This is a genomic window from Labrys sp. WJW (genome assembly GCF_001676615.1).
GTDB lineage: Bacteria > Pseudomonadota > Alphaproteobacteria > Rhizobiales > Labraceae > Labrys > Labrys sedimenti.
This window is the reverse complement of record NZ_LYXZ01000053.1, coordinates 50,208-71,221: the sequence shown is the minus strand read 5'-3', so window position 1 is coordinate 71,221 and position 21,014 is coordinate 50,208. Positions and strand designations below refer to the sequence as shown.

Genomic DNA, 21,014 nt, shown 5'->3' with positions numbered 1-21,014 from the left:
CCATGCATTTGCTCGTGCGGGACGGCTACGTCGTCAATGTAATTGAGCCGCCGGAAAGCTCGGATTGGGCGCCGCCGGCGGGCTGCATTCTCGTGGAAGCCAATGGCGCGATCGGCGACCACTGGAATGGGTCGGCCTGCACGCCGCCCAGCCAGGTGCCCATCTCAGCTCCGGAGCTGCTCGCCTATGCCGCCGATCGCCGCTTTGCCATCGAGACGGGCGGCATCACGCTGCCCAATGGCGCGCCGATCGCCACCGACCGCGACAGTCAGGGCCTCATCACCGGTGCCTGGAACTATGTGCTGAACAGCGGGATCGCCACGGTTTCCTTCAAGACGGCGATTGGTTTCGTGTCCATGGACGCCGATACGCTCAAGCAACTGGCGCTCGCAGTGGGCGACCATGTGCAGAAGTGTTTCGCGGCCGAGGGGACAATCGCCCTCGCCATTGCAGCCGGCACCATCACAACTCAAGCGGACGTCGATGCCGCTTTCGCCTCGATCATGGAGAGCGCGTGATGCTTATCCCTGTCCTGGTCCTGCAGTACCTCATCGTTCCGCTCTGCGCGGCGCTCAACCACATGCGCGGCGGCGGCGCCTGGCTGGGCCTGTCGGCCGAGATCGGCAAGCTGCCCGGCCGGCCCATCTTCTATGCCGCTCCGCTTCTCGGGGGCCTCGCCGGCCCGCTGATCGGCTGGATTCATGCCCTGGTGCTCGCCGGCTGCTACCTGCTCTGGGGCATCCCCGAGTGGGGCCGCTGGTACAGCCTCAATCGCGAGTCCCGTTCGATCAGCGGGAAACCCGGCTGGTGGGCGGCGATCTTGGAACGCTACGCCGACCGCATCCCATTGGGGCAGATCATTGACGCCGAAACAGGTGCCGCGCGGAACGACTATGCCTGCTTCACGATCCGGAACACCGCGCTGTTGCTGCCACTGATCGCGATCTCCCCCTGGTTGATCTTGCTCGGTCCGCTGCAGACCGCCGTCTACGAGCTGGGCCACCGCCTTCGCCATCCAGGCGGCATTGCGCCGTCAGAACTGATGTTCGGGGCCGTCATCGGCGCCGCCGTCCTTTTTCTCAGCCTCTAGATCAGGAGCACATCCATGACCGACGCGACCAGCGTGGCGGCCGACCAGCTCAAGTCCATCATCGAGCGGATCGAGCGCCTGGAAGAAGACAGGAAAGCCATCGCCGATGACATCAAGGAGGTCTACGGCGAGGCAAAGGCCAACGGGTTCGACGCAGCGATCCTGCGCAAGATCGTGTCGCTGCGCAAAAAACCAGCGGCGGAGCGGGCCGAGGAAGACTCGATCCTGGAGCTGTATCTCCAGGCGCTGGGCATGGAAGCCTGAGGAGGATCCCGTGACAGAGACAACACCTGCATTCAGCAGCTGGGCCAAGCTCGAATTGATGGGCCATCGCACGCGCGTGGGTTTCGTCCAGGAGGTCGAGATGTTCGGCGGCAAACTGCTGCGCATCGATATCCCGGCCAATGGCGGCGACGTCACAGAGTTCTATGGCTGCTCTTCCGTCTACGCGCTCTCACCGGTCTCCGAAGAAATCGCGCGAGACTACATGAAGCGCTGCAGCGATCCCCGGCCCGTGAGGCCGATGGAATATCGTCTCGAAGCGCCGAGGGATGAGTTCGGCGGCGACGAAGAGTGACGGAGTCCGGCTCGCGCCGGCTGCGGGTCTAGATTGGCGTCATGACCGCAGGACGATCGAATGGCTTCACCGTCACCCCGCCGCTTTGCTCACGACGAGCGCGGCCGAGGTAGGCGATTTTCAGGCCTTCTTCTATGCATTCATCCGATCATGGTTATAGGACCGTGAACCCCACTCAGCCTGTCGCCGGCTATGTCGGCGGCAAGCGCCAGTTGGCCCGTCGCATCATCGCAGCGATCGAGACGGTGCCGCATGGCCTCTATGCCGAACCCTTCGTTGGGATGGGCGGCGTCTTTCTACGCCGCACCTCCGCGCCCAAGGCCGAGGCGATCAACGATATGAGCAAGGATGTCGCCGGGCTCTTCCGGATCTTGCAGCGCCACTATCAGGCCTTCATGGACACCTTGAAATGGCAGATCACGAGCCGGGCTGACTTCGAGCGCCTGGTGGCCACGGATCCCGAAACGCTCACCGATCTCGAACGTGCGGCGCGCTTCCTCTATCTGCAGCGGCTTTCCTTCGGCGGGAAGGTGGTCGGCCGCACTTTCGGCATCGATACGAACGGGCCTGCCAGGTTCGACATCACCAAGCTGGGCTCGATGCTGGAAGCTGTTCACGATCGACTCGCCGGCGTCGTGGTCGATTGCCTGCCCTGGGAGAAGTTCATTGCCCGGTGGGACCGCCCACACACATTATTTTATGTGGATCCGCCCTATTGGGGGACGGAGCATTACTATGGTCGAGGGATGTTCGAACCCGCCGATCACGAGCGGCTCGCGGCGATGTTGAAGAGCCTTCAAGGCCGCTTCATACTGTCTTTGAACGACTGCCAAGAGGTGCGTGATCTCTACGCCTGGGCCTCGATCCAGGAGGAGGATCTCTCGTACACGATGGCTGGCGCCGGGAAGGCGCGCCAGGTGAGCGAGCTGATTATTTGCGGGGGTGGTATGGCGTGATAAATCTCGTGTGCCTGCCCGTGGTCGGAGGAAGAAACATGCCGGTTTTTGATGAGCCGATCACTGTTAGGCAGTTGATTGAGGTGCTGCAGAAGCAGGATCCCGACGCCTTGGTTGTTGTAGGTCGGACCAGCTTCGGGCCTGACGGAGTCGGTGGAGTATTCACCGGCTTCGTGGATCCCAATCCCACCATGGTCAATCTACCATGGCTGGTGGATGAGGCTGCGGGTTTCAAGAAGGCGGTGCAATTGACCCCCTTCAAAGCAAAACGCTGAAGGGCAAGGATGCAAATGCGGTTGTCGAATGTGCGGAGTATCTTCTGGGGCGTAGCGTTTTCGGCCGCGCTGGTTAGCTATGCCCAGGCAGGAAAGAGCGCCACCGATCGGTGGGTCTCCTGCATGTTGGGAGAGGTGCTCGTCCAGAAGCACCACGGTGCCCGCCAGGAGGCCGCCAGCGCAGCAGCCTACAAGAGGTGCAAGGGCATCAAGCTGCCCGACGACAATGAGAGCGAGGGAGCGAGCGACTACGTGAATTCCCAGATTGATCGGATCTATGCTGAATAGGTGTGAGTTCGATGAGCGTCTTTGACGATATTGTTCGACATGACGTTGCCCCTCATTCAGCAGATGAAGCAGCTTTCGCGTATCTAAACCGATCTAACCGCGCTGAAGCAGTGCGCGTGCGAGCCCTGGTGGATAGCTGGTTTGAGCAATATCCGGCGGAGCATCGGTCTGGTCTCATCGAGCGCTTCAGGGCCTCAAGGGATCAGCACCACAAGAGTGCATTTTTTGAGTTACTTCTTCACCAGCTCGCACTGGCGACAGGCCACCGAGTCATCGCCGTCGAACCACTGCTTCCACATAGCAGGTGTCGGCCGGACTTCCTTCTTGAGGCGCCCGATGGCGGACGCTTCTACCTAGAGGCCGTTTTGGCTACCGGACAGTCTGGGCCCGAGATGGCCGCTCAAGCGAGGCTTGATACAGCCCTTGCACGCATCGATAGAGTGGAGTCACCCGACCATTTCTTGGACGTGACGACACGTGGCCTGCCTACCGACCCCATCTCGGGCAACGAACTGATGAAGGACCTGAAAAGGTGGATAGCCGGCCTTCCCAAAGGCGAAGGTGCATTTGATGTTGCGCCATTCTGTTGGGAGGAGCACGGCGCCCGGATTGAATTGAAAGCCTGGCCCCGCCATAGACCAGGCGCGCCCGGCGGTGCCATTGGGGTGAGGCACTTTCCGTTTCGTGCCGCGAGGGGGCAGTCAGACATCCGTGAAGCGGTTGCTTGGAAGGCGAGAAAATATGGTGTTCTCGATCACCCCTTGGTCGTGGCTGTGAACTCGTTCGAACGCTTCCTGACGGAGAGCACCGTTCTTGACGCTCTATTTGGGAGCCCCGAACTTGCCATACGAGACGAGAACGGCCGGCATCGGGCTGAGGAGGTACGGGCGTCAGATGGCGTTTGGTGGGGCAAAAACGGTGCCAGAAAGAGGGTCTTGAGCGCGGTACTCTCAGTGGCTCACGTGGATCCCTGGAATTTTGCGCGCCGGGTAGGCTGCTTGGTGAGAAACCCGTGGGCGGCTCTAGAATTGGCACCAGTACATTTTGGCTTGGATGAGATCTCTCTCAAAGACGGAGCTTTTCAAAAGACCAAAGGAGCGACGCTCGGCCATCGTCTAGGATTGCCGGATAGGTGGCCCGAGGCCTAGGACTCATGTCCAGCAGTGGTTACGTCGCGGTTTGAAAATGCTCCAGTTTCATGTGTCCGCGACTCCAGTTCCATGTGTCCGGCTTCAGGGGGGAAAATCGCTGCCGTTGCAAGTGGATTCAGCCCCAGGTTCACCTATATTATGTTCCTTCTCTGTTCTTTTGTGTAGCGTTGCTGGCGGCGCTCACTTCCACCTAATGTCCACATAGCGCGGATCATAGGTCCGGTTGTTGCCCCATATGGTCCCGGCATAGGACGGGTCCGCGAGGATAATCGAGGTGAGCTTGGCGGTGCTTCCAAGCTTTGACGCCGGGGAGGGTAGCTTCTTGAGAGCCTGTATCTCGGTGGCCGTCACTTTGGTAACGAAGGTGACAATGACGGACGGGTTCTCCTCGAAGGCATAGGAGTTAAACAGCGCGATCCCGCCGTCTCCTGTCGGAGTGCCGGCCTTCAGGTTTTCAAACGCAAATCCATTGCTACGGAGATGCTGCCTTATCTCATCCAGCGTTGTCCTGCCGTAGTAGAATGAGGGGAAGTCGCTGAAGCTGCCGGCGTTCGAGCCGTTCCAGTCACACTCGATGTAGACGATTTTCCCCGTGCTCGCTCGGGACGTCACCGACAGGCTATTTTCATCCGGTAGGGTCCACTTGTTTATTGCAAATGGCCCGAGGTTAGTCATGTCGGACGGCTCGGTGTTCAATAGCGTTGTAGTCGATAGGTCGTCTCCCACCTTGAGGCCGGAGAGGGACTGTGCCTCTGCCCGGCAGAAAGCGGTGGCTGAAAGTAAAATGCTGGCGAGGACTGCGGATTTCCAGAAGTGAACCATAGGTGGTGCTCAAAGAACTCGGGTTGGCTCCGCATTGAGTAGTTTTCACCGAGGAAAATGCAACTGCCAGCTGATGAGAAGACCGGGGGCACCGCCATTGGGAGTAGCAGTTTTATGACCCACTAATATAACGATTTTATCGGGTATGCCCCCCTCGTTTCTCACGTTCTCCGGCTAACTCCCCATTATTAGAGTAGGGTTAGGAGAGCTTGCATCCGATATTTCCCCAATTTTAGATGTCTTTCGATAATTAGGGGGTTGATAAGAGGCCTTTCAAGATTCATTTGTAGGGAGCCGTGCAGTGGAACGCATGCCGTGCCGCCGCCATAGGAGCCCAGATGGTTACACTTTGGATCGCAGGTAGTGGGGAAGCTTTCGACAAGCGGTTCTCTCCGGCCCCTGTCATCGCTTGGCAGTCGGCGTGGGCGGGGGTGCAGGGCCAGCCGGCAACCACGACGTACAATCGAAGCGGCGGATGCACGCTGGAACGGGCTTATCTCCTTCACCTCATCGCCTCCCTTGCGGACATGCCGGAGGGGAGCCGGGTTGCCCTCATCGCGGACTATAACAACATCGTGGACGCCTTCCGCCTAGGCCGGCTGGCCGGCTGGGCAAGTAAAGGGTTCCGTAAAAGACCTGCTGCGAACCGCGAGGAATGGCGGCAACTATGGGAGGTGCTTAAGGCACGAAGGCTCACGCTAGAGGCGGTCCGCCCCAAGAAGGGCAGCCCCGACGCTGGCAGGCTACTTGAACTGAGTGGCCTTGCCGCCCGTAAGCGCCGTGGCATCTCGGAGCCGAGCATGGATGACCTCGCGCTTAATGAAAATCCGTGGGCTAAACCTGAGGACCCGGACGCACTGAGGCACCGTGCTGCGGATAAGGACCCCTGGTGATGAGTAAGCAGAAGAGCGCCGCCAAGTGGCAACGTGACCGCGCCAAGGTGAAGGCCAAGGCGGCCCGAGTGGACCCCTACGCCTTTCCTCACTGCGCTATCCCCGGCTGCGGGAAGCCGACCCAGGCCCTACAGGGCAAAGGGTTTTCTGCCTCGCACTGTCGCTATCACATCCAGTGGAACGCCCGCCACGGAAGCTTCTGGAAGGGCACCTATAGGGCCTCCGAGTTGCTCCCCTACAAGAAGGCAGCCGAGCGCTATCTTCGGGACCACCGGGCGGACAAGGGGGTCCAAGAGGCTCTTGTCTCGGTGGCCACCATGTATCGGCGGGCCGGTAGCGTGGAACGCATAGTGGATGTCCTGGTGATGAAGCCTGCCGACAAGGCCAAGGCGGCCATAGCGAGGCTTAGGGCTGCTGAGGTGGCACCAGAACGCCTCCTTGCGATCTATCTCACCATCGCCGCCGCCATCGCGGAAGACCCTGTGGGCCCCGGTGGAGAGCCTCGGGTCTACCTAAGGACCCAGGTGGGCAAGGCAGCCCATCGGCTGGCCTCAGGTTACCACACGGACTACGGGTACCATCGCTACCCGAGGTCCTCGGGGCTTGCTCTGCGGCACATTGGCGGGATGGTCGAGAAGGCCTGTGAGTGGCTTCCCGATAATTGTGTGCAGGCGGTGCTGGACTTGAAGATCGCCGCAGTGGGTCCCAGGCCTCCGGGTCCTCCACACAAGTTCCCTAGGTCCCGCTTTGCTGCCGGGGAGGCCCGCCGTGGATGGTGAGAGCAACAAACACGTGAGTGGTCTGAAGGGTGGGGATGGGGACGCGCATGTCGAGCGGGCGCCATTCATGTTCGACCCGTGGCTTACCTGCGTTCCGCTCCCTGGGAAAAAGAACACACTCGTGCGAGTCTTAGCGGAGAATGTTGCCCTTAATTTCCATAGGCTTGAGAAGCGGCAGCGGCGCCGGAAGGAGCGCGACCAGGAGAACTTGGAGCGCATCCTTCTCGCTCTTTTCTCGAATCTGGCCTTCGCAGCGGCGTGTTGGGGTGAGAATGCCCCCGTGGCTGTCAGTCTTAGGTCTGCAAAGCAGAAACTCAGCAGGTACGACGCTCGGGGGTTTGGCTATCTGCCGGCAGTGCTAGAGCAGCTTTCCCAACACGGGACGGGCGGAGTCGAGCGCCTGCTCACGCTTCAGAAGTCCAATAGACGCGGCGTGGCCAGTACGGTTTCGGCGGGAGATATTTTTGGAGGCGGGGAGAGCGGCCTCAGGCTTCAACCCGAAAACTTCGCGAGGCAGCCGGGGGCAGAAACAATCCGCCTCAGTCGCACCACACGCGACTATGTTGCCGACACCCGGGACATTGAGCCCATCGAATATGACGACACCCCCGAGACCCTCCGGTATCGCGAGGAGATGGGCAGGATTAACGCCTACCTTGCTGCCGCGAGTATCGACCTTCAAGCCCCGCGAGAACAAAGAATGGGGGTCTTCGTCCAGCGCGAACTGCGGCGCCATTTCAAGCTGCCCGAGGGAGCGGAGGCGCCACGTTTCGATCTTGGGGGGCGACTGTTCGGCGGGTGGTGGCAAAACCTGTCCAGCGCCCAACGGGCGGCTATCCGCATCGATGGGGAACAGATAACAGACCTCGATTTCAACAGCATGTTTCTACGCCTCGCCTACATAGAGGTGGGCCTCACGCCGCCCACCGCTGGTGACCTCTATGGCGAAGTCCTTGGGGGAGCGGGAACCAGCATGGCGCGGACTGGGGTCAAAAAGGTCGCCAATGCGATGCTTTTTCGCTCCTCCCGGCTAACGAGAATGCCGGCTGATGCCGTCGATTATTTCGGGCCGGGGGCTACAGGAGCGTGGATCAGAGGCAGAATATTAGACGCTCATCGCCCAATTGCGGATGTTTTCGAACAAGGGCTCGGCTTGAAGTTCATGTTCATAGAAAGCCAAATCCTGGTTTCCGCCCTGCTGCGTCTTAGTGATGCCGGGGTAACGGCGCTGCCGATGCATGACGGCCTGATGGTGGCGGAATCCAAAATGGACGTAGCGGTGAAAGCTATGTGGGATGCGTCTCAATCCATCACGGGCCACCGCCTGACAGTGTCGCGCAAGGAGCCGAAAACCTTATGACCCACATAAAGGCGTGGGGTGGCCCTCTGGTGCCCCTTCGTCGCCCACATGGAGCACATCTTAGATGAGTTAGAGACCCGCACTCCTCAATCCCACATCGCCAGCTCGCTATGAGCCCCCATTGCGTCAAGCATTGAGGAAGGCATTTCGTAGTCTTTGAGTCGCACGTCTCGTGCTTCTCTCAGCAACTTCGCGCCTTCTTATCATGTCTCTTGAGGTCATCACTGTGTCTACCGGAGGATGATCATGCCCTAGATCACTAGAACCACTCATCACTACACCACCAAGTGACCACCTAGGTATGCCCCATGATGAGGAGGCATGTCAAGTACACTCTAAGGCATCCCTACGGATACTTAGAGGTGCCTCCCTACGTGGTCCCACCTTCACACCCCAGGTACCCCGAGAGGTTCCACCCCATGCCGGACCCCAAGACCCCAACCCCAAGCACCCCAGCAGCATCACCCCAGGTCACTCCCAGCTCTCCCGCGATGACTGAGGAGGAAGCCCTACAACTTGCCCTCGTGCAGCAAGCCATGGAGGAGCAGCAGCAGGAGGAGGCCCAGCAGGGCACTCCCCAGGGTGGTCCACCCGTACCCCAGGCACCACAGCAAGACCCCATGCGAGGTCTGTACGGCGGCTCCTCGGGTCCCACCCTGTCTCCCTCCGAGATGTATGGGGGAGGAGGCGAAGCGGGGTCCTACTCCTCAGGTGCCGCCGCAGGTCCCGTAGCGCCTTACCCGGAGTGGATGGGCAATCCGACCCCCTTTGGTCCCGATGGGCAGGGACCCGGGCAGGCAGGCGTAGCGGGCACCATAGGCAATGCGGCTGCACGGTTCGGCCAAGGGATTGCCCATGGTGTCAGCAAGCTCCCCGATGTGGGTAGCGCACTGGGCGGAGGTGCCACCGAGTCCGGCTTCCAACTCTATGACTTCTTCGCGGGTCCCACCCCGGAAGACCAGAGGTCCGACTTCCGCAAGGGCCATGACGCCGAGCTATCGAGAGCCACTGAGAGCCTTGGTATTGGTGGTCCCTTCATTGCCAGCATCGGGCAGTTCACCGGGGGCATGGTGGGTCTCGGGAAGTTCACCGAGGGGCTCAAGGTCCTTCCTTGGGTGGGGAGGGGACTTGAAGCGCTAGAGGGTCTAGCCCAAGGCTCCAAGGCGGTGAAGGTTGGGGTGGAGGCTGCCAAAGCTACCGTTGTCAACACCACCATGTTCGATCCGCATCAAGAGCGCCTATCGAACGTCATTGAGCAGTTCCCCCAACTCCGTAACCCCATCACCGGATACCTCGCGGCCCAGCCCGGGGACACGGATGCACAGGGCCGCCTGAAGAATGCCCTTGAGAACCTCGGCATAGAGGCGGCTACTGGTGCTCTCCTCATGGGCGGCATGCGGCTCTACAAGGCGTTGTCCTCGGGTGACCGGGAGGGCATCACCAGGGCATCGGATGAGGTCCTGAAGACCCAAAGCACCATAGAGGCCGAGGCGTCCGCCCCACAGTTGGGACCGGATGAGCATTACCTTGTCAGGAATGGCGAGGTGGTCGGCGGGGAGAACGCGGCGGGGTCCCAAGGTTCGAGCCCTAGTGCGCCCACCACCGAGGCACAAGCAGCAAGCCCGGAGACCGTCCAGTCCAATACTCTGGCAGCTCCCGAGGCGAGCCCCCCTGCCGGCACCTTCGAACTAGGCGTGGCGGACCGTGAGGCAGCCGGATTGCCTCCCGCCAAGGAGCCCGGAGACGTGGTCTATTCCATCATGCGGGATGGTCAGCCGGCTGGTTACGTCCATGCCACCATCAAAGGGAACACCGCGAGGATCGAGGACATTTGGAGCACTACCGGGGAGACCCGAGGCTCCCTAGGTCCCGGTGTTGCCTCGCAGCTTCTCAAGCAGTTCCAGCGTGCCCACCCCGAGGTAGTCAACCTCACCGGGCGCAGAACCACGGGTGCCCGCAACGGGGGCCGGGAGCACGGCTATGCGGATGAGGGCGGAGTGGAGGTCTCCGTGGACATTCCCAAGGCCCGCACGATGGCCGCCCGCAGTTACCTCGATGCCGCCTCGGGAGACCGAGTGAGCAGCAGCGAGGGTGGGGGCCGTAGCACCCAGGCCGCCACCGCAGGGCAACCGCACGCCGCTCCCGGAGGGTTCGACCCGGCGCTTACCGGCAGCATCATGAAGGCTATCCGCGAGGACTGGGACGCTACGGACGGCGCTGGGAAGGACTGGCTGGGAGCCGTGCAGAGCGGTGAGAAGATGGCCTCTCCGCCGAACAGCTTGCCGTACCACAAGATGGCTACCCCGGAGGAGGTGGTGAACTTCATCAATCACGCGGTGGAAGCGGTGAACAAGGAGGGCATCCTAGACAACCTCAAGGGCGGCGCAGTGCTCACCGATGCGAAGGCCCGGGAGCGCATCAGCCAGTATGCCGCCATCTTCAATACGGACCCCAATGCGATGATGAGCGAACTCGCCAAGGCCGGCGAAGCTGCTCACGACATGTTCGCCCATATGGAGATGGGCTACCTCATCGCCAACAAGATGTTCAAGGACGCCTATGTAAACTCCCTGGCCATCCAGCAGGGCCGCCTAGGGCAGTGGGGTGGCAATGCGGTGGCGGCTGCGGAGGAGGTCCAGGCGCAGCTTGCGCGGGCTCTTCAGGCCTTGGGCCATGCGAATTCCATCCGGGCATCTGGTGGCCGTGTGGTCCGCAGGAATCGCGCTGAGTTCGCCCCGGATCAAGCCACGATAGACAGCCTCAAGACCGTCAACCCGGACATGTTGGTCCAACTTATGGTGGACAGCGCGGGCGACGTTCGGAATCTCCGCAAGGTCACCCAACCAAGCTTCCTCAGGCGCATTCAGGACTTCGCCAGCTACTACTACGCGAGCAACCTGCTGTGGGGCTGGAAGACCCAGGTCAACAACCTTGTGTCCAACACGGTGACCGCCTTGGTGCGGCCTGCCGAAAGGGTCATCGGGTCCTACAGCATGGGCGAAGCCGGAGCGTCCATCCGGCAGCAGGCCGTGAAACAATACCTCTACATGGCAAGCTCTCTGCCGGACGCTTGGAATGCCGCAGTAGAGGCCTTCCGGCTAGGGGACAGCCGCCTCGCTATGCACAATCTGGACCTCTACGGGACACCCACCCAGGGTAACCGGGCGCTCTACCGGTGGAAGCCCTGGGACAGCATGGCGAACGTCTCGTACAACACCATGGCCTCCTTCGGGAACATGGGGAAGATGGCCGTGGGCGGGTCCCTCCGCTTCCTCGCGGCTGCCGATGAGGCGGCCAAGGTGATTACCTATAGGTCCATTGTGGGAGCCAAGGCACACCTGGAAGCGGCGGACCTCGGGCTCTCCGGTAAGGAGCTTGCCGAGCACGTCAACGGCCGCCTCACGGCTGCCTTTGATGACGCGGGCCGGGCCACCGACATGGACGCGAAGAGGGAGGCACAGATTGCCACGCTCTCGCAGGACCTCGATACGGGTGTCCTTGCGGCGGGCGCTAGGTCCTTCCAGTCCTTCGCCGCGCAGTTCCCCCCGGCGCGGCTCTTCGTCCCCTTCGTGAAGACCCCCGTGAATCTGGTGCGGTATGGAATCAACCTCACACCGGGGCTCAATGCCCTCAGCAAGGATTTCCGGGAGGCATTCCAAGGGCGGAAGGGCGACACTCCGGAAATGCGTAAGGTCTTCATGGCCCAAGCCCGGGGGCAGGCTTCGCTGGGTCTCACCTTTAGCTTGCTCACGGGGGTCATGGCCTACAACGGCATGATCACCGGCCCGGGACCCGGAGATTCCGAGACCCGCAGGAACCTCATGGCCACCGGCTGGAAACCCTTTGCCTATCGCCGGGAGAATGCTGATGGGAGCGTGACCTACACGCCCTTGAAGGACATGCTGGGTCCGTTCGCCATCCCCTTCACCATCGCGGCGGCTGTCGGGGAAGCCTCGCAGCATGAGGGCGTTGACCAGGGGGTCATAGAGCGCACGGCGGCGGCCCTGTCTCTGGCGCTCACCAAGGGGCTAGCCGACCAGACCTATCTGAAGAACCTCCACCAGGCCATGGACATGCTGATGAGCGGCGAGGGGCGGCAGGTGGAGAGGCAGGCGGGCAACATCGCGTCCAACTTCGTGCCGGCCTCGTCGCTCCTCAGGAACGCCAACGCGGCCTTTATGGACGATGAGATGCGGGACGCTGTCTCCATCATGGACCAGATGATTGCCACCATTCCGGGCTTGTCATCGGCGTTGCCTCCGAGGCGGGACATATGGGGAGACCCTATTCACGCCAAGTTGGGTCTGTCCTCCACCGCAGACGGCATCGTGGATCTCGAAATGGAACGGCTCGCGATGGACACGGCGGACGGTAAGTCTATCGCCGGCATCACGCCCACGGGCACCGGGTATGACCTCCGGGATGTCACTATGGAGGACGGCAGGAATGCCTATGACCGCCTTCAGGAACTCTCCGGTCATCTCCCCGGTGCTCCCTCGCTGAAGTCCCAGGTTGCCAAGGTGATGCAATCCGAGGCCTACCTCAAGGCCCCCGATGGCTCATCCTCGGTGAAGGGCTCCAAGCTCTATATGCTGGGGTCCGTCATCAACCCCTACCATGAGAAGGCCAAGAAGGTCCTCATGAAGGACCGCAATGTACGCAAGGCGATGTACACGGCGAACGAGCAGGTCCGTGCGGCCTACGCTCTGAAGCAGCGGGACCCTAATGGGGCCCTTCAGCAGCGGGACGCTCTTGGCAGAATCCTTGAGAAGTTCGGACTTGGCGGCGGTGACGGCTCCTAGCGCCGTGCCCGACCGACTACCACAACAGTAGCTTTGAGAATCTCTGAGGGAGCTGCCCCCGAAACGGCACCCTCAGTGAGCCTCTGTGGATTATCGCTAACCGGTTGAAAAGCCACAGAGCGACTGCCCGTCGAAAGACGATTTCCCGCCACTACTCAAACCAAGGACCAACCAACATGACCCGCTTTGCAGCGGCTCTGCTCGCTATCCTATTGGCAGGGCCGGCCCTCGCACAGGTACAGACCAAGGGCACCCCAACGCTCCAAATTGACAAAGCCGGTTCCACACGGTGTCTCTACCTGTGGGACCTCAACAATGCTTCTCCCACTGACAAAAGCCTCCCCTTCGGCTGTATCGACAGCAAGGGCGCATGGAACCTCCCGGACCGTCTCCGCAACAAGCAGGATATCGATGAGGTAACCCTGCGTGGCTTCGGGTATGTCGGGGATGGCACCAGCCACCCACTCTCCGGGGTGACCAGCCTGAACGGCAGGAGTACCGCAGGGTGGACCCTGAGCCAGTGGCAGGCCCTACTGCCGGCTGCCGGTGCGTTGTCCGATGAGATCGATGGGGCGGTGATCAACTCGGTGATTCAATCGACCACCGGGGCGATTACTCTTAGGCTTGGCCCCGGGACGGCTCGTTTCTCCCAGCCGATTGCGTCGAGTTGTGGGAGAAGCATTAGCTTCGTTGGGGCCGGATCGGACCTCACAGTGTTTCAGTTCGGAACCACCAACGGGTGGAACCATTGCGCCACGGGGACCGTGAAGCCCGACAAGCTGGAACTGCACGGTATCACCTTCAAGTCTACGGACACCGCGTCAACAAGTACCATCGGGGTGAACGCAAGGTTCCAGCCCCAGGTCAACGGCTTCTACGACAACTTCGCTGTCAATGGCTTCAATACCGGCATGGTGCTGGATGGCTCCGCAGGGACCACCATCAACAAGGGGATGCTTGAGGCCGGTCCCTCTCGCAAAGGTCTGGCAACCACGGGTGTGGGCATTTGGTTCAAGGGAGTCTCGACCTTCGTCAACCATGTACAGAATACCCGCGTCCAGCACTTCAAGCTAGGCTACCGCTTCCAGTCCACCATCACGGGTCCCGGCCTGGGCCTTGAGGACCAAAGCCTCATCAACTCGGCTGCCGGTGAGGTGGACACCTGCGTCCAGATAGATAGCGACTGGGACGGCTATTCGCCCATCCAATATGCCATCGACAACATGTCGTGCGATGCGTTCGGCCAGGGTCTCGTAGCCAAGCAGGCAGGGCAGCTCACAATCAAGGGCGGCAACTGGCTGGTGCACCCCGCGACAGGCTCATGGACACCAGCAGGACGCGACTTCTTCAACTTCTGCCGGGTCACATCGGCCCGCTTAGAGAACGCTTGGATTTCGAACAACGGCGAAGCCCTCAGCCTCCGTTCCTACATCAACCTTGCGGACGCATCGTGCGGCAACGGCGCCCCCTCGGACGTGAAGATCACCAACAACAAGCTTGAATACGTCAACCTCACGACCACAGGCGCGATGATCGTGAAGAACTCGGCAGCCACCGGCATCCGGGCCCAGGGGAACACCTTCACGAACTTCTTCACCCCCCAGGCCACCCCGCCGTCCAACGCGTTCTCCTGGGGCGGCACCGATGGGGCATCCGCCCTCGTAGCCAACACGCCCGGCCAGATGATCAGCATTTCGCCCGGTGCGGTACCCATCTCGAATGTCACCCAGACCACACTCGGCACCCTGTCGATACCTCCGGGCATGTGGTCCTGCCACGCCACCGTACAGGTCTTGCCTGCTAGTGGCGCCCTGGTTGCCGTGATGCAGGCAGCATTCAACAACGGCTCGGCAACCCTGCCGCTGGCGCCGGGAGGTGGCATGATGAAGTTCACCGGGTCCTTCTCTAACGAGGAGATCCGCCCCATAGGCCCCTGGGTGTTCGACTTCACGACCGCCACGGGGAACACGAGTGTTTATGTGGTGGGCGTGGCGTCCTATTCGGGCGGCTCGCTACAGATGAACACCGTGGCCCAGTGCGTTCGCCTTAGGTGATCGTCCTGCTTCACAGCAGGCCCCGTCGGTAAGGCGGCAGTTCTCTCGGAGAACCCATCAGCATTGTGAATCGATAGGGGTCCTCATGGCTCACATCGATTCACTCTTTGAATTGGACCGCCCCGGCCCCTCTGCGGGACATAATGGGCAGTTTTACCCGAGCACATAGAAAGGCTCCCTTCGATGCCTACCCCCGAACTTCCGACCACTGCCGGCACCGCCAAGAAGGTCTATGACTTCACCACCCAGGTCTTCGAGACCGTGCCCACGGACGCTCTCAGGTCTCGCATTTCGTCGCTCCCTTTCCGGGCCCGCTGGACGGCCCTCTCCGTTGAGGTCGAAAAGGATGGCAAGCCTCGGGGCTTCTTTGTGCCTGCCGCCTATTTCGTTGAGGTGCGGGGCGCGGCCCCCGACAAGGTCCACCATGCGTATATCAAACAGAAGCTCTCGGATGAGTGGAACAAATGGCTGAAGGAGCTTCCCGCCGCTCGAAGGTCTGACCGTTTCGCGCTGGTGAAGACCAAGCGGACCGGGGAGGAGCCCGACTACAAAGGGCAGGGCCTCGGAGTCATCGCGGTACTGACGGTGAAAGGGTAGGGCGATGGACAACGTTATCCCATTTCCGGGGACCTCAGAGGTTCGGCCCAGCCGGGGAACGGCCCCAGGCAAGACCACCTTGGTGGCCGCTCTGGCCACGGCGGCAACCGCTTGGCGTGACCTCAGGTCCGCCGAAACGATGGTGTGCCAGGGGCGTATGATCATCCAAGATCTCACCGAGGACCTTGCCGTCCGCCATGTCGCGGAGGTCACCCGGGAGCACATCAGGGCTATGGTCTCGAAGTGGAAAGAGCAGGGCTATTCTGCCAGCACCATCCGCAAGCGCCTGATCGTGCTCAAGACTATGGGGTGTGACACGGCGGGGATTACCAGCGGCGTCAAGAAGGCCCCCAAGTGGTGGCTCAATGACGACCACAGGTCCCGCCTCCTCACGTGGCTCCGTACGCCTGTGCCCGAAGGTACCTCGCTGGCTGCCACAAGGCCGGAACTCGCGGACCACATCGAGTGGACCCACTTCACCGGGCTCCGCATTGAGGAGACCCTGCGGGTCAAGTGGTCCGGCGTGAGCTTCAGCAGGGGTCCCGAGGTCGGCCCGCCGTCTCCCTTTGGTATGGACCTCTTTGTCCCAGGCACCAAGACCGAAGGGTCCGAGGCGACCATCCCATTGAGTGGCGAGGCGGGAGGCCTGTTGCTCCGCAGGTGGTTCGCGGCTGGGTGTCCTAAGGGTGACAGCAAGGTCTTCCCGGAGCGCTACGACAACCTTCAGCGCCTGTGGAAGCTCTGCCGGGACCACCTTGGGCTCACCAAGTCCACCACATGCACCCTTAAGGCTATTCGCAGGTCCGCCGCACGGTACCTGCACTACGACAGGGCCATGCCCCTGGACCTCACCCGGCAATACCTCAGGCACAGCAACATCCAGACCACGATGGAATACCTGCGGCTGACTGGTGGTGCCAGCACCGAGGAAATGCGGAGGTTCCTATGATGGGCGGACAGAAGGCACGCTATCGCCTCTCGTGGGGCGCCGATGGTAAGCCGGTCTATACATTGATGGCCGCCGAGCCGCCCCGTGTCCCAGGCAAGACGCTGCTTATGGACCAGTTGGACGCACTCTGTGAGAACCAATGGAAGGGCCGGCGCTCTATGGACTCAATGCGCGGGCAGGGGAAGACCACTATTGTGGCCCTCAGCGAGCGTTTCGCCGTCCACTACGCTGAGGATGTCACCAAGGAGCATATCAAGGCCCTGGTGTCCAAGTGGGAAGCCGAGGGCATCGCCAAGAGCACCGTAACGAAACGCCTCATCGTCCTGAAACAGATGGGCATTGATCGGTCTGGCGTTAAGGCCAAGGGCAAGGTGACCCCGAAGTGGGCCCTCAATGAGAGCACCACCGTTCTCATCCTTGCATGGCTGCGGGACCCCAAGAAGGCCCTGGCTAGTCACCGCTGGTCCCGCCACGAGGACTATCGCCTCCGGTGCGAACTCGCGGACCACATCGAGTGGACCTGCCTTACGGGCCTGAGGGTCGAGGAGAGCCTCCGTCAGGTCTGGGGGGACATCACCTTCAAGCACGACCCCGAGACCAACGAGCTGTCCCCCAAGGGCATGGTGATCATGGTGGATGGCACCAAGACCCAGGCCAGCCGTGCCCCGCTGCCGCTCAGTGAGGATGCCGGGAGGTTGCTCATCAAGAGGCACCAGCGGGCCCTGGACCAGGGTTTGGACTCCAAGATATTCCCACAGAGCTACCGAGATCTAGCGGACCTCTGGCGTGAGTGCCGGAAGTTCCTTGGGGTCACCAACCCGACATGCACCCTGAAAGCCCTCCGCAGGTCCGCCGCTCGCTACCTGCACACCGAGAAGGGCATGCCTCTGGACATCCTGCGGCAGTACCTCAGGCATGAGAACGTTGAGACCACCATGGGGTACCTGAAGATCGCGGGCGGCTACAACACGGAGCAGATTGCGAGGTTCCTGTGATGAGTACCCGCCGCCTCTAGCTGCTGATTCCATTCAATTCCCTACGTAGCCCGGAGCCCCCGAAGGAGCCCGGAAGCGCTTCCCCTATGTCCATTCCAAAACTCACCCGAGGAGCCGAACCCCATGGCTAAGACCCACGGACCCATGACCACCATCGCCTTCCACGACTTTGTGGGGTGGCTTGAAATGCGCCTTCACGGAGGCCTACCGGACCCGAAGTTTCTCTGCCAGCATCTCCCCCAGGGCGTCCTTGCCCGTGCCGTTCCTGTCGTGGACCCGGTGGACGGGTCGGCGGCCATCGCGCTATCAGTGCAGCCCATAAGGCCCGAGCGTCTCCACCTTGCTGACCGCGAGGGGGACAACAGCCCAGCCCGCCCCAGGACACGCTACTGGGAACCCGAGGCCGTCCTCTTGCTCCGCATGGCCCTCGCCAATGGGGGCACGATGTTCGTGGATGACGACTGCACCGGGAAGACTGAAAGCAACCCCGAGGGCAAATGGCACTACCCTGAGATATTCGGGGAGGGCATCTCCCTCAACAGGGTCTTCATGGATGCTGCCCCGGGTGACCGCGTGAGGGTCCACGTAGACCGCAGCCATCCCTTTGGGCACCACGATTGCCGCAGGCGGCTCCTCTACATCGAGACCAGCAGCCCGGTCACCGCACGGGGCGTTTCGGACTTCCTCGATATCGCCGTGCGGACCTACGAGAAGCCCAACCCACAAGACGGACTCACGGGCCCCCAGCGCTTCCACGCGACCACCGAGCAGTACCGGCAGGTTCTCACGGATGCCCTAGCTGCCCACGCCGCTTTCAACCCCTCTGCCTCCTCCGAGCAGGTTGCCCGGTGGCATCGGGAGAGACACCCGGTCTAGGGCAATGCCTCGCCTACGGCAGGTGGTGACACCGAGTTTCCCCGAGGCGGGAACGCCGTGCCGTACATTCGGTGCGGCCATACAGAGCGGGCTTCCTCGGCTTGCGTCCTGCGGGGAGCGGGGGAGGGATATCAATGTTCGAAGGGGTTCGGCCAATGTCTCTCCCCCGTAGCCGCCTAGCGGAAATCTTTGGGGACTTCATTACGCCCGATGGGGTCCGCTTGGCCCTCGGGTACCTTGGGTTCCTGGTGGTCCTCTTCGCTGTCCTTAGCGGGGCGGCACGGGTCTTGGATGGGCTCATGAAGGAGCCGCCCGGGGCACATGCGGACAGACTCAGTGCCTATTGCGTGGACCACGGGATAGGGTCCTGGGAGCGGTGTGTCTCGCTGTATGAGGCCGGCAAGATTCGCGATGAGGAGCTTGAGGGGTACCGCTAGGGCGTTGTAAGGCGCTTAGCTCTCTTGACCACTGTCCGCACTTGCTCATCACCGAGGTCGCATGTTCGGCGACGTGGCGCAGGGTCACCCATGAAAAGGGCCTCTCCGACGACGAGATACCGCCCCGGAACCTCGGGCACGGTCAGCACTTCCCACCCTTCTATTATTCCCACAACCGATCGGTCAGTCGAACCGCCCAAAGCATTGATCAGATCCTTATCATAAGGGTCTTCGGGCAGGTGCACGCTAGTGACCACTCCCGTATCGTCCAGCAGTCTGCCAACTATGGTCACTTAAGTTGCCTCCCCCTGCTCGGGCCTGAGCCCCTAACTCAATCTGAAACAGCCATCAGCATACACAATTCGCCCGTATTGCAGCAGGCATCAGAACTCGCATTATACCGCTATCGCTACGCAACTACGAACCTCGGGAACCGCTCAAAGGCCTTCGCCTTGGCCGCCACGGTCACCTCGCCATAGTCGGCACCTATCGTTCCCGGGGCGTGGCCGCAGATGGCATCCAATACGCTATCCTCTATGCCGGCTTGCCGCCCGATGGTCTTGAAGGTGTGCCGCCAAGCGTGGTTGGGGCGAACACGGGGGTCCGTCACGGCCTTCCGCACCGACTCCGTAACGCGGTTCTTCATGGTCCGCCATGAGCCCCGGAGTTCCCCCTTGGCGTCCGGTGTGATGAAGAGATGTCCGGCCTTAGCGCTTGCCACAAAGTCAGGGAACCCGAGGTCCACTAAGTGGCTGTGAAGCACGACCTCACGGAACTCCTTGTCCTTCACGGTGTAGGCCTCTGGCGTGATGGTGAGGACCCACACCTCTCCGTTGCCAGCTCGGTCCTCGGGCGTTCGCCCTGCGGGAACACTCACCTTCCTCAGGTCCGTCTTGCGGAGTTGCACGATTTCACCGACCCGGGCGCCCGTGTAGGCACACAGCCAGGGGACCCAGCGTTTAGCCGCTGCGGTCTTGGCGTCTTCCCTGGGGCCTTTGCGGTAGTCGGCGGCGTGCTTTAGGATCGCTAGGGCCTCCTCCTCCGTGAAATCCCTGGCTCGCGTTCGGACCGTCTTGGCGGGGCGCAGCGTGATGCCCACCGCAGGATTGACCTGAAGTTTGCGATTGGTGACCGCCCAACCGAATAGGGCGCGGAGGGCACTGAGGTCATTGTCTTTCACGGTTCGAGCATTGATGCCGTCCGCTAACCGCTTGTTCTTGAAGCCCACGATATTGTCAGCCGTGACGCGGGCCGCATCGTCATGCCCAAGGAATTCCTTCAGCCGTTCCATCTTGCGGCTGTAAGCCTCATAGGTTGATTGCGTGACCCCCACTGCCTTGGCCTCTGCCCACCATCCCTCTACGATGTCTCCGAGTGTCAACTTGCCGTTGGCGCTCGTGGTGGCCGGCTTGGCGGGCTCCCCAGGCGGTTGCCACGCGGGAAACCTTTGGGCCTTGGGGTCTGGCGAATAGTCCCCCTCTGCCTGCCTTTGGCGGCTCGCAGCGGCGTCCCGTAGCGCATCCCGGAAAGCTCCCAGGAGAATGAGCCGACTATGGCTGTCCACCCTGCGGATGCCGTGAGCAAGCAAGAGGCGGTCCACTATGGCGCCGAGGACGGCTTCCAGAGCCTCCGTGTCATCAGCGGGCAGGGCGCTCAGTTTCTCCCGGAGGTTCTCCCAGGCGGCGGCCATCTCGTGAGGCAGCGGGGGAGGCTCAGGGGTCCACGTCCCGTCGAATCCGATGGTGCCCGAGACGGTGCGTTCACTCTCCCCTTCGTTCGCCCAGGCGTGATAGAGGAACCCAGCCAGAGCGGTGGCCTGCTTGGCAGTGAGGGAAACCGGAGCGTCCTCTCGAAGGCTGCGCCAGATGGCTTCCAGATACGCCACGATTTCGGCATGCCGTATCTTGGCGGTCACCGGGTCATCCGTGCGGAGCGAGATGCGAAGGGACCCCTTGATCATCGCAGGCGTGATGGTGACTGATTGCGTGGTGCCCCCAATGGGAACGCTGAGCTTCATGCCGAGGGCCTGAGGCTGCACGTCCTTGGGAACTCGCTGAATGAAATAGCGACTGCGGGAGCCTTTCCGCTGCATGGACATGACCATCCGATAACG

18 protein-coding genes are annotated in these 21,014 nt (G+C 61.5%); 16 read left to right on the top strand and 2 right to left on the bottom strand.

Translation table 11 applies throughout. From position 1 onward, the window contains the following. Nucleotides 1-2: 2 nt before the first annotated feature. From BA190_RS27510 to BA190_RS27475, 8 genes are all read left to right on the top strand, one after another. Nucleotides 3-518, top strand: a complete 516-nt coding sequence (locus BA190_RS27510; RefSeq protein WP_162275230.1) for a DUF4376 domain-containing protein — start codon at nucleotides 3-5, stop codon at nucleotides 516-518. After that, nucleotides 518-1,090, top strand: coding sequence for a hypothetical protein (locus BA190_RS27505; protein WP_068295584.1), 573 nt, complete (start codon nucleotides 518-520; stop codon nucleotides 1,088-1,090). Before BA190_RS27510 ends, BA190_RS27505 begins: the two co-directional genes overlap by 1 nt. Before the next feature lie 15 nt (nucleotides 1,091-1,105). Further along, nucleotides 1,106-1,354 carry a DUF2312 domain-containing protein gene (locus BA190_RS27500; RefSeq protein WP_068295581.1) on the top strand — a complete coding sequence of 83 codons (249 nt, stop codon included), beginning with the start codon at nucleotides 1,106-1,108 and terminating at the stop codon, nucleotides 1,352-1,354. A 10-nt stretch (nucleotides 1,355-1,364) separates the two neighbouring features. Then, a complete protein-coding gene (locus BA190_RS27495) occupies nucleotides 1,365-1,667 on the top strand; it encodes a hypothetical protein (RefSeq protein ID WP_068295579.1) in 303 nt (100 codons plus the stop codon). A gap of 164 nt (nucleotides 1,668-1,831) precedes the next feature. Beyond that, nucleotides 1,832-2,623 (top strand): DNA adenine methylase, encoded by a 792-nt coding sequence (locus BA190_RS27490; RefSeq protein ID WP_371260417.1) that lies wholly within the window; start codon nucleotides 1,832-1,834, stop codon nucleotides 2,621-2,623. Between the two features lie 38 nt (nucleotides 2,624-2,661). Next, nucleotides 2,662-2,898: a hypothetical protein gene (locus BA190_RS27485; RefSeq protein WP_068295575.1), complete on the top strand. Its 237-nt coding sequence runs from the start codon at nucleotides 2,662-2,664 to the stop codon at nucleotides 2,896-2,898. A 15-nt stretch (nucleotides 2,899-2,913) separates the two neighbouring features. Beyond that, on the top strand, nucleotides 2,914-3,186 hold the full coding sequence (locus BA190_RS27480) for a hypothetical protein (RefSeq protein WP_156771729.1): 273 nt from the start codon (nucleotides 2,914-2,916) through the stop codon (nucleotides 3,184-3,186). An 11-nt stretch (nucleotides 3,187-3,197) separates the two neighbouring features. Further along, nucleotides 3,198-4,334 carry a hypothetical protein gene (locus BA190_RS27475; protein ID WP_156771728.1) on the top strand — a complete coding sequence of 379 codons (1,137 nt, stop codon included), beginning with the start codon at nucleotides 3,198-3,200 and terminating at the stop codon, nucleotides 4,332-4,334. Between the two features lie 183 nt (nucleotides 4,335-4,517). On the opposite strand, the gene BA190_RS27470 is transcribed toward BA190_RS27475, so the two are convergent. Further along, a complete protein-coding gene (locus BA190_RS27470) occupies nucleotides 4,518-5,159 on the bottom strand; it encodes a hypothetical protein (protein WP_068295569.1) in 642 nt (213 codons plus the stop codon). Nucleotides 5,160-6,051: 892 nt separating this feature from the next. On the opposite strand from BA190_RS27470, the gene BA190_RS27460 reads away from it, so the two are divergent. The 8 genes from BA190_RS27460 to BA190_RS27425 all read left to right on the top strand — a co-directional run bounded on the left by BA190_RS27460 (nucleotide 6,052) and on the right by BA190_RS27425 (nucleotide 18,464). After that, nucleotides 6,052-6,831 (top strand): hypothetical protein, encoded by a 780-nt coding sequence (locus BA190_RS27460; protein WP_068295565.1) that lies wholly within the window; start codon nucleotides 6,052-6,054, stop codon nucleotides 6,829-6,831. Further along, on the top strand, nucleotides 6,821-8,191 hold the full coding sequence (locus BA190_RS27455; protein ID WP_068295564.1) for a hypothetical protein: 1,371 nt from the start codon (nucleotides 6,821-6,823) through the stop codon (nucleotides 8,189-8,191). The genes BA190_RS27460 and BA190_RS27455 overlap by 11 nt, the downstream gene beginning before the upstream one ends. A 749-nt stretch (nucleotides 8,192-8,940) precedes the next feature. Continuing rightward, the gene (locus BA190_RS27450; protein WP_156771727.1) at nucleotides 8,941-12,993 is read left to right on the top strand and encodes a hypothetical protein; all 4,053 of its coding nucleotides are present in this window, start codon (nucleotides 8,941-8,943) and stop codon (nucleotides 12,991-12,993) included. Nucleotides 12,994-13,169: 176 nt separating this feature from the next. Next, complete coding sequence (locus BA190_RS27445) at nucleotides 13,170-15,047, top strand: hypothetical protein (protein WP_068295560.1); 1,878 nt, start codon at nucleotides 13,170-13,172, stop codon at nucleotides 15,045-15,047. Nucleotides 15,048-15,230: 183 nt separating this feature from the next. Continuing rightward, nucleotides 15,231-15,644 carry a hypothetical protein gene (locus BA190_RS27440; protein WP_068295558.1) on the top strand — a complete coding sequence of 138 codons (414 nt, stop codon included), beginning with the start codon at nucleotides 15,231-15,233 and terminating at the stop codon, nucleotides 15,642-15,644. A 157-nt stretch (nucleotides 15,645-15,801) separates the two neighbouring features. Continuing rightward, nucleotides 15,802-16,593: a tyrosine-type recombinase/integrase gene (locus tag BA190_RS27435; protein ID WP_162275229.1), complete on the top strand. Its 792-nt coding sequence runs from the start codon at nucleotides 15,802-15,804 to the stop codon at nucleotides 16,591-16,593. Then, on the top strand, nucleotides 16,590-17,588 hold the full coding sequence (locus BA190_RS27430; RefSeq protein WP_068295553.1) for a tyrosine-type recombinase/integrase: 999 nt from the start codon (nucleotides 16,590-16,592) through the stop codon (nucleotides 17,586-17,588). Before BA190_RS27435 ends, BA190_RS27430 begins: the two co-directional genes overlap by 4 nt. Before the next feature lie 123 nt (nucleotides 17,589-17,711). Next, a complete protein-coding gene (locus BA190_RS27425; protein WP_068295552.1) occupies nucleotides 17,712-18,464 on the top strand; it encodes a hypothetical protein in 753 nt (250 codons plus the stop codon). 846 nt (nucleotides 18,465-19,310) lie between these two features. On the opposite strand, the gene BA190_RS27415 is transcribed toward BA190_RS27425, so the two are convergent. Further along, the gene (locus BA190_RS27415) at nucleotides 19,311-20,993 is read right to left on the bottom strand and encodes a DUF6538 domain-containing protein (RefSeq protein ID WP_068295688.1); all 1,683 of its coding nucleotides are present in this window, start codon (nucleotides 20,991-20,993) and stop codon (nucleotides 19,311-19,313) included. Nucleotides 20,994-21,014 lie beyond the last annotated feature (21 nt).

What these genes read in the sequence shown, in the direction of transcription:
- BA190_RS27510 (WP_162275230.1), top strand. Translation starts at nt 3, where the DNA reads ATGCATTTGCTCGTGCGGGACGGCTACGTCGTCAATGTAATTGAGCCG.
- BA190_RS27435 (WP_162275229.1), top strand. Translation starts at nt 15,802, where the DNA reads ATGATCATCCAAGATCTCACCGAGGACCTTGCCGTCCGCCATGTCGCG.
- BA190_RS27450 (WP_156771727.1), top strand. Translation starts at nt 8,941, where the DNA reads ATGGGCAATCCGACCCCCTTTGGTCCCGATGGGCAGGGACCCGGGCAG.
- BA190_RS27445 (WP_068295560.1), top strand. Translation starts at nt 13,170, where the DNA reads ATGACCCGCTTTGCAGCGGCTCTGCTCGCTATCCTATTGGCAGGGCCG.
- BA190_RS27480 (WP_156771729.1), top strand. Translation starts at nt 2,914, where the DNA reads ATGCGGTTGTCGAATGTGCGGAGTATCTTCTGGGGCGTAGCGTTTTCG.
- BA190_RS27470 (WP_068295569.1), bottom strand. Translation starts at nt 5,159, where the DNA reads ATGGTTCACTTCTGGAAATCCGCAGTCCTCGCCAGCATTTTACTTTCA.
- BA190_RS27440 (WP_068295558.1), top strand. Translation starts at nt 15,231, where the DNA reads ATGCCTACCCCCGAACTTCCGACCACTGCCGGCACCGCCAAGAAGGTC.
- BA190_RS27460 (WP_068295565.1), top strand. Translation starts at nt 6,052, where the DNA reads ATGAGTAAGCAGAAGAGCGCCGCCAAGTGGCAACGTGACCGCGCCAAG.
- BA190_RS27430 (WP_068295553.1), top strand. Translation starts at nt 16,590, where the DNA reads ATGATGGGCGGACAGAAGGCACGCTATCGCCTCTCGTGGGGCGCCGAT.
- BA190_RS27485 (WP_068295575.1), top strand. Translation starts at nt 2,662, where the DNA reads ATGCCGGTTTTTGATGAGCCGATCACTGTTAGGCAGTTGATTGAGGTG.
- BA190_RS27415 (WP_068295688.1), bottom strand. Translation starts at nt 20,993, where the DNA reads ATGCAGCGGAAAGGCTCCCGCAGTCGCTATTTCATTCAGCGAGTTCCC.
- BA190_RS27505 (WP_068295584.1), top strand. Translation starts at nt 518, where the DNA reads ATGCTTATCCCTGTCCTGGTCCTGCAGTACCTCATCGTTCCGCTCTGC.
- BA190_RS27500 (WP_068295581.1), top strand. Translation starts at nt 1,106, where the DNA reads ATGACCGACGCGACCAGCGTGGCGGCCGACCAGCTCAAGTCCATCATC.
- BA190_RS27475 (WP_156771728.1), top strand. Translation starts at nt 3,198, where the DNA reads ATGAGCGTCTTTGACGATATTGTTCGACATGACGTTGCCCCTCATTCA.
- BA190_RS27425 (WP_068295552.1), top strand. Translation starts at nt 17,712, where the DNA reads ATGGCTAAGACCCACGGACCCATGACCACCATCGCCTTCCACGACTTT.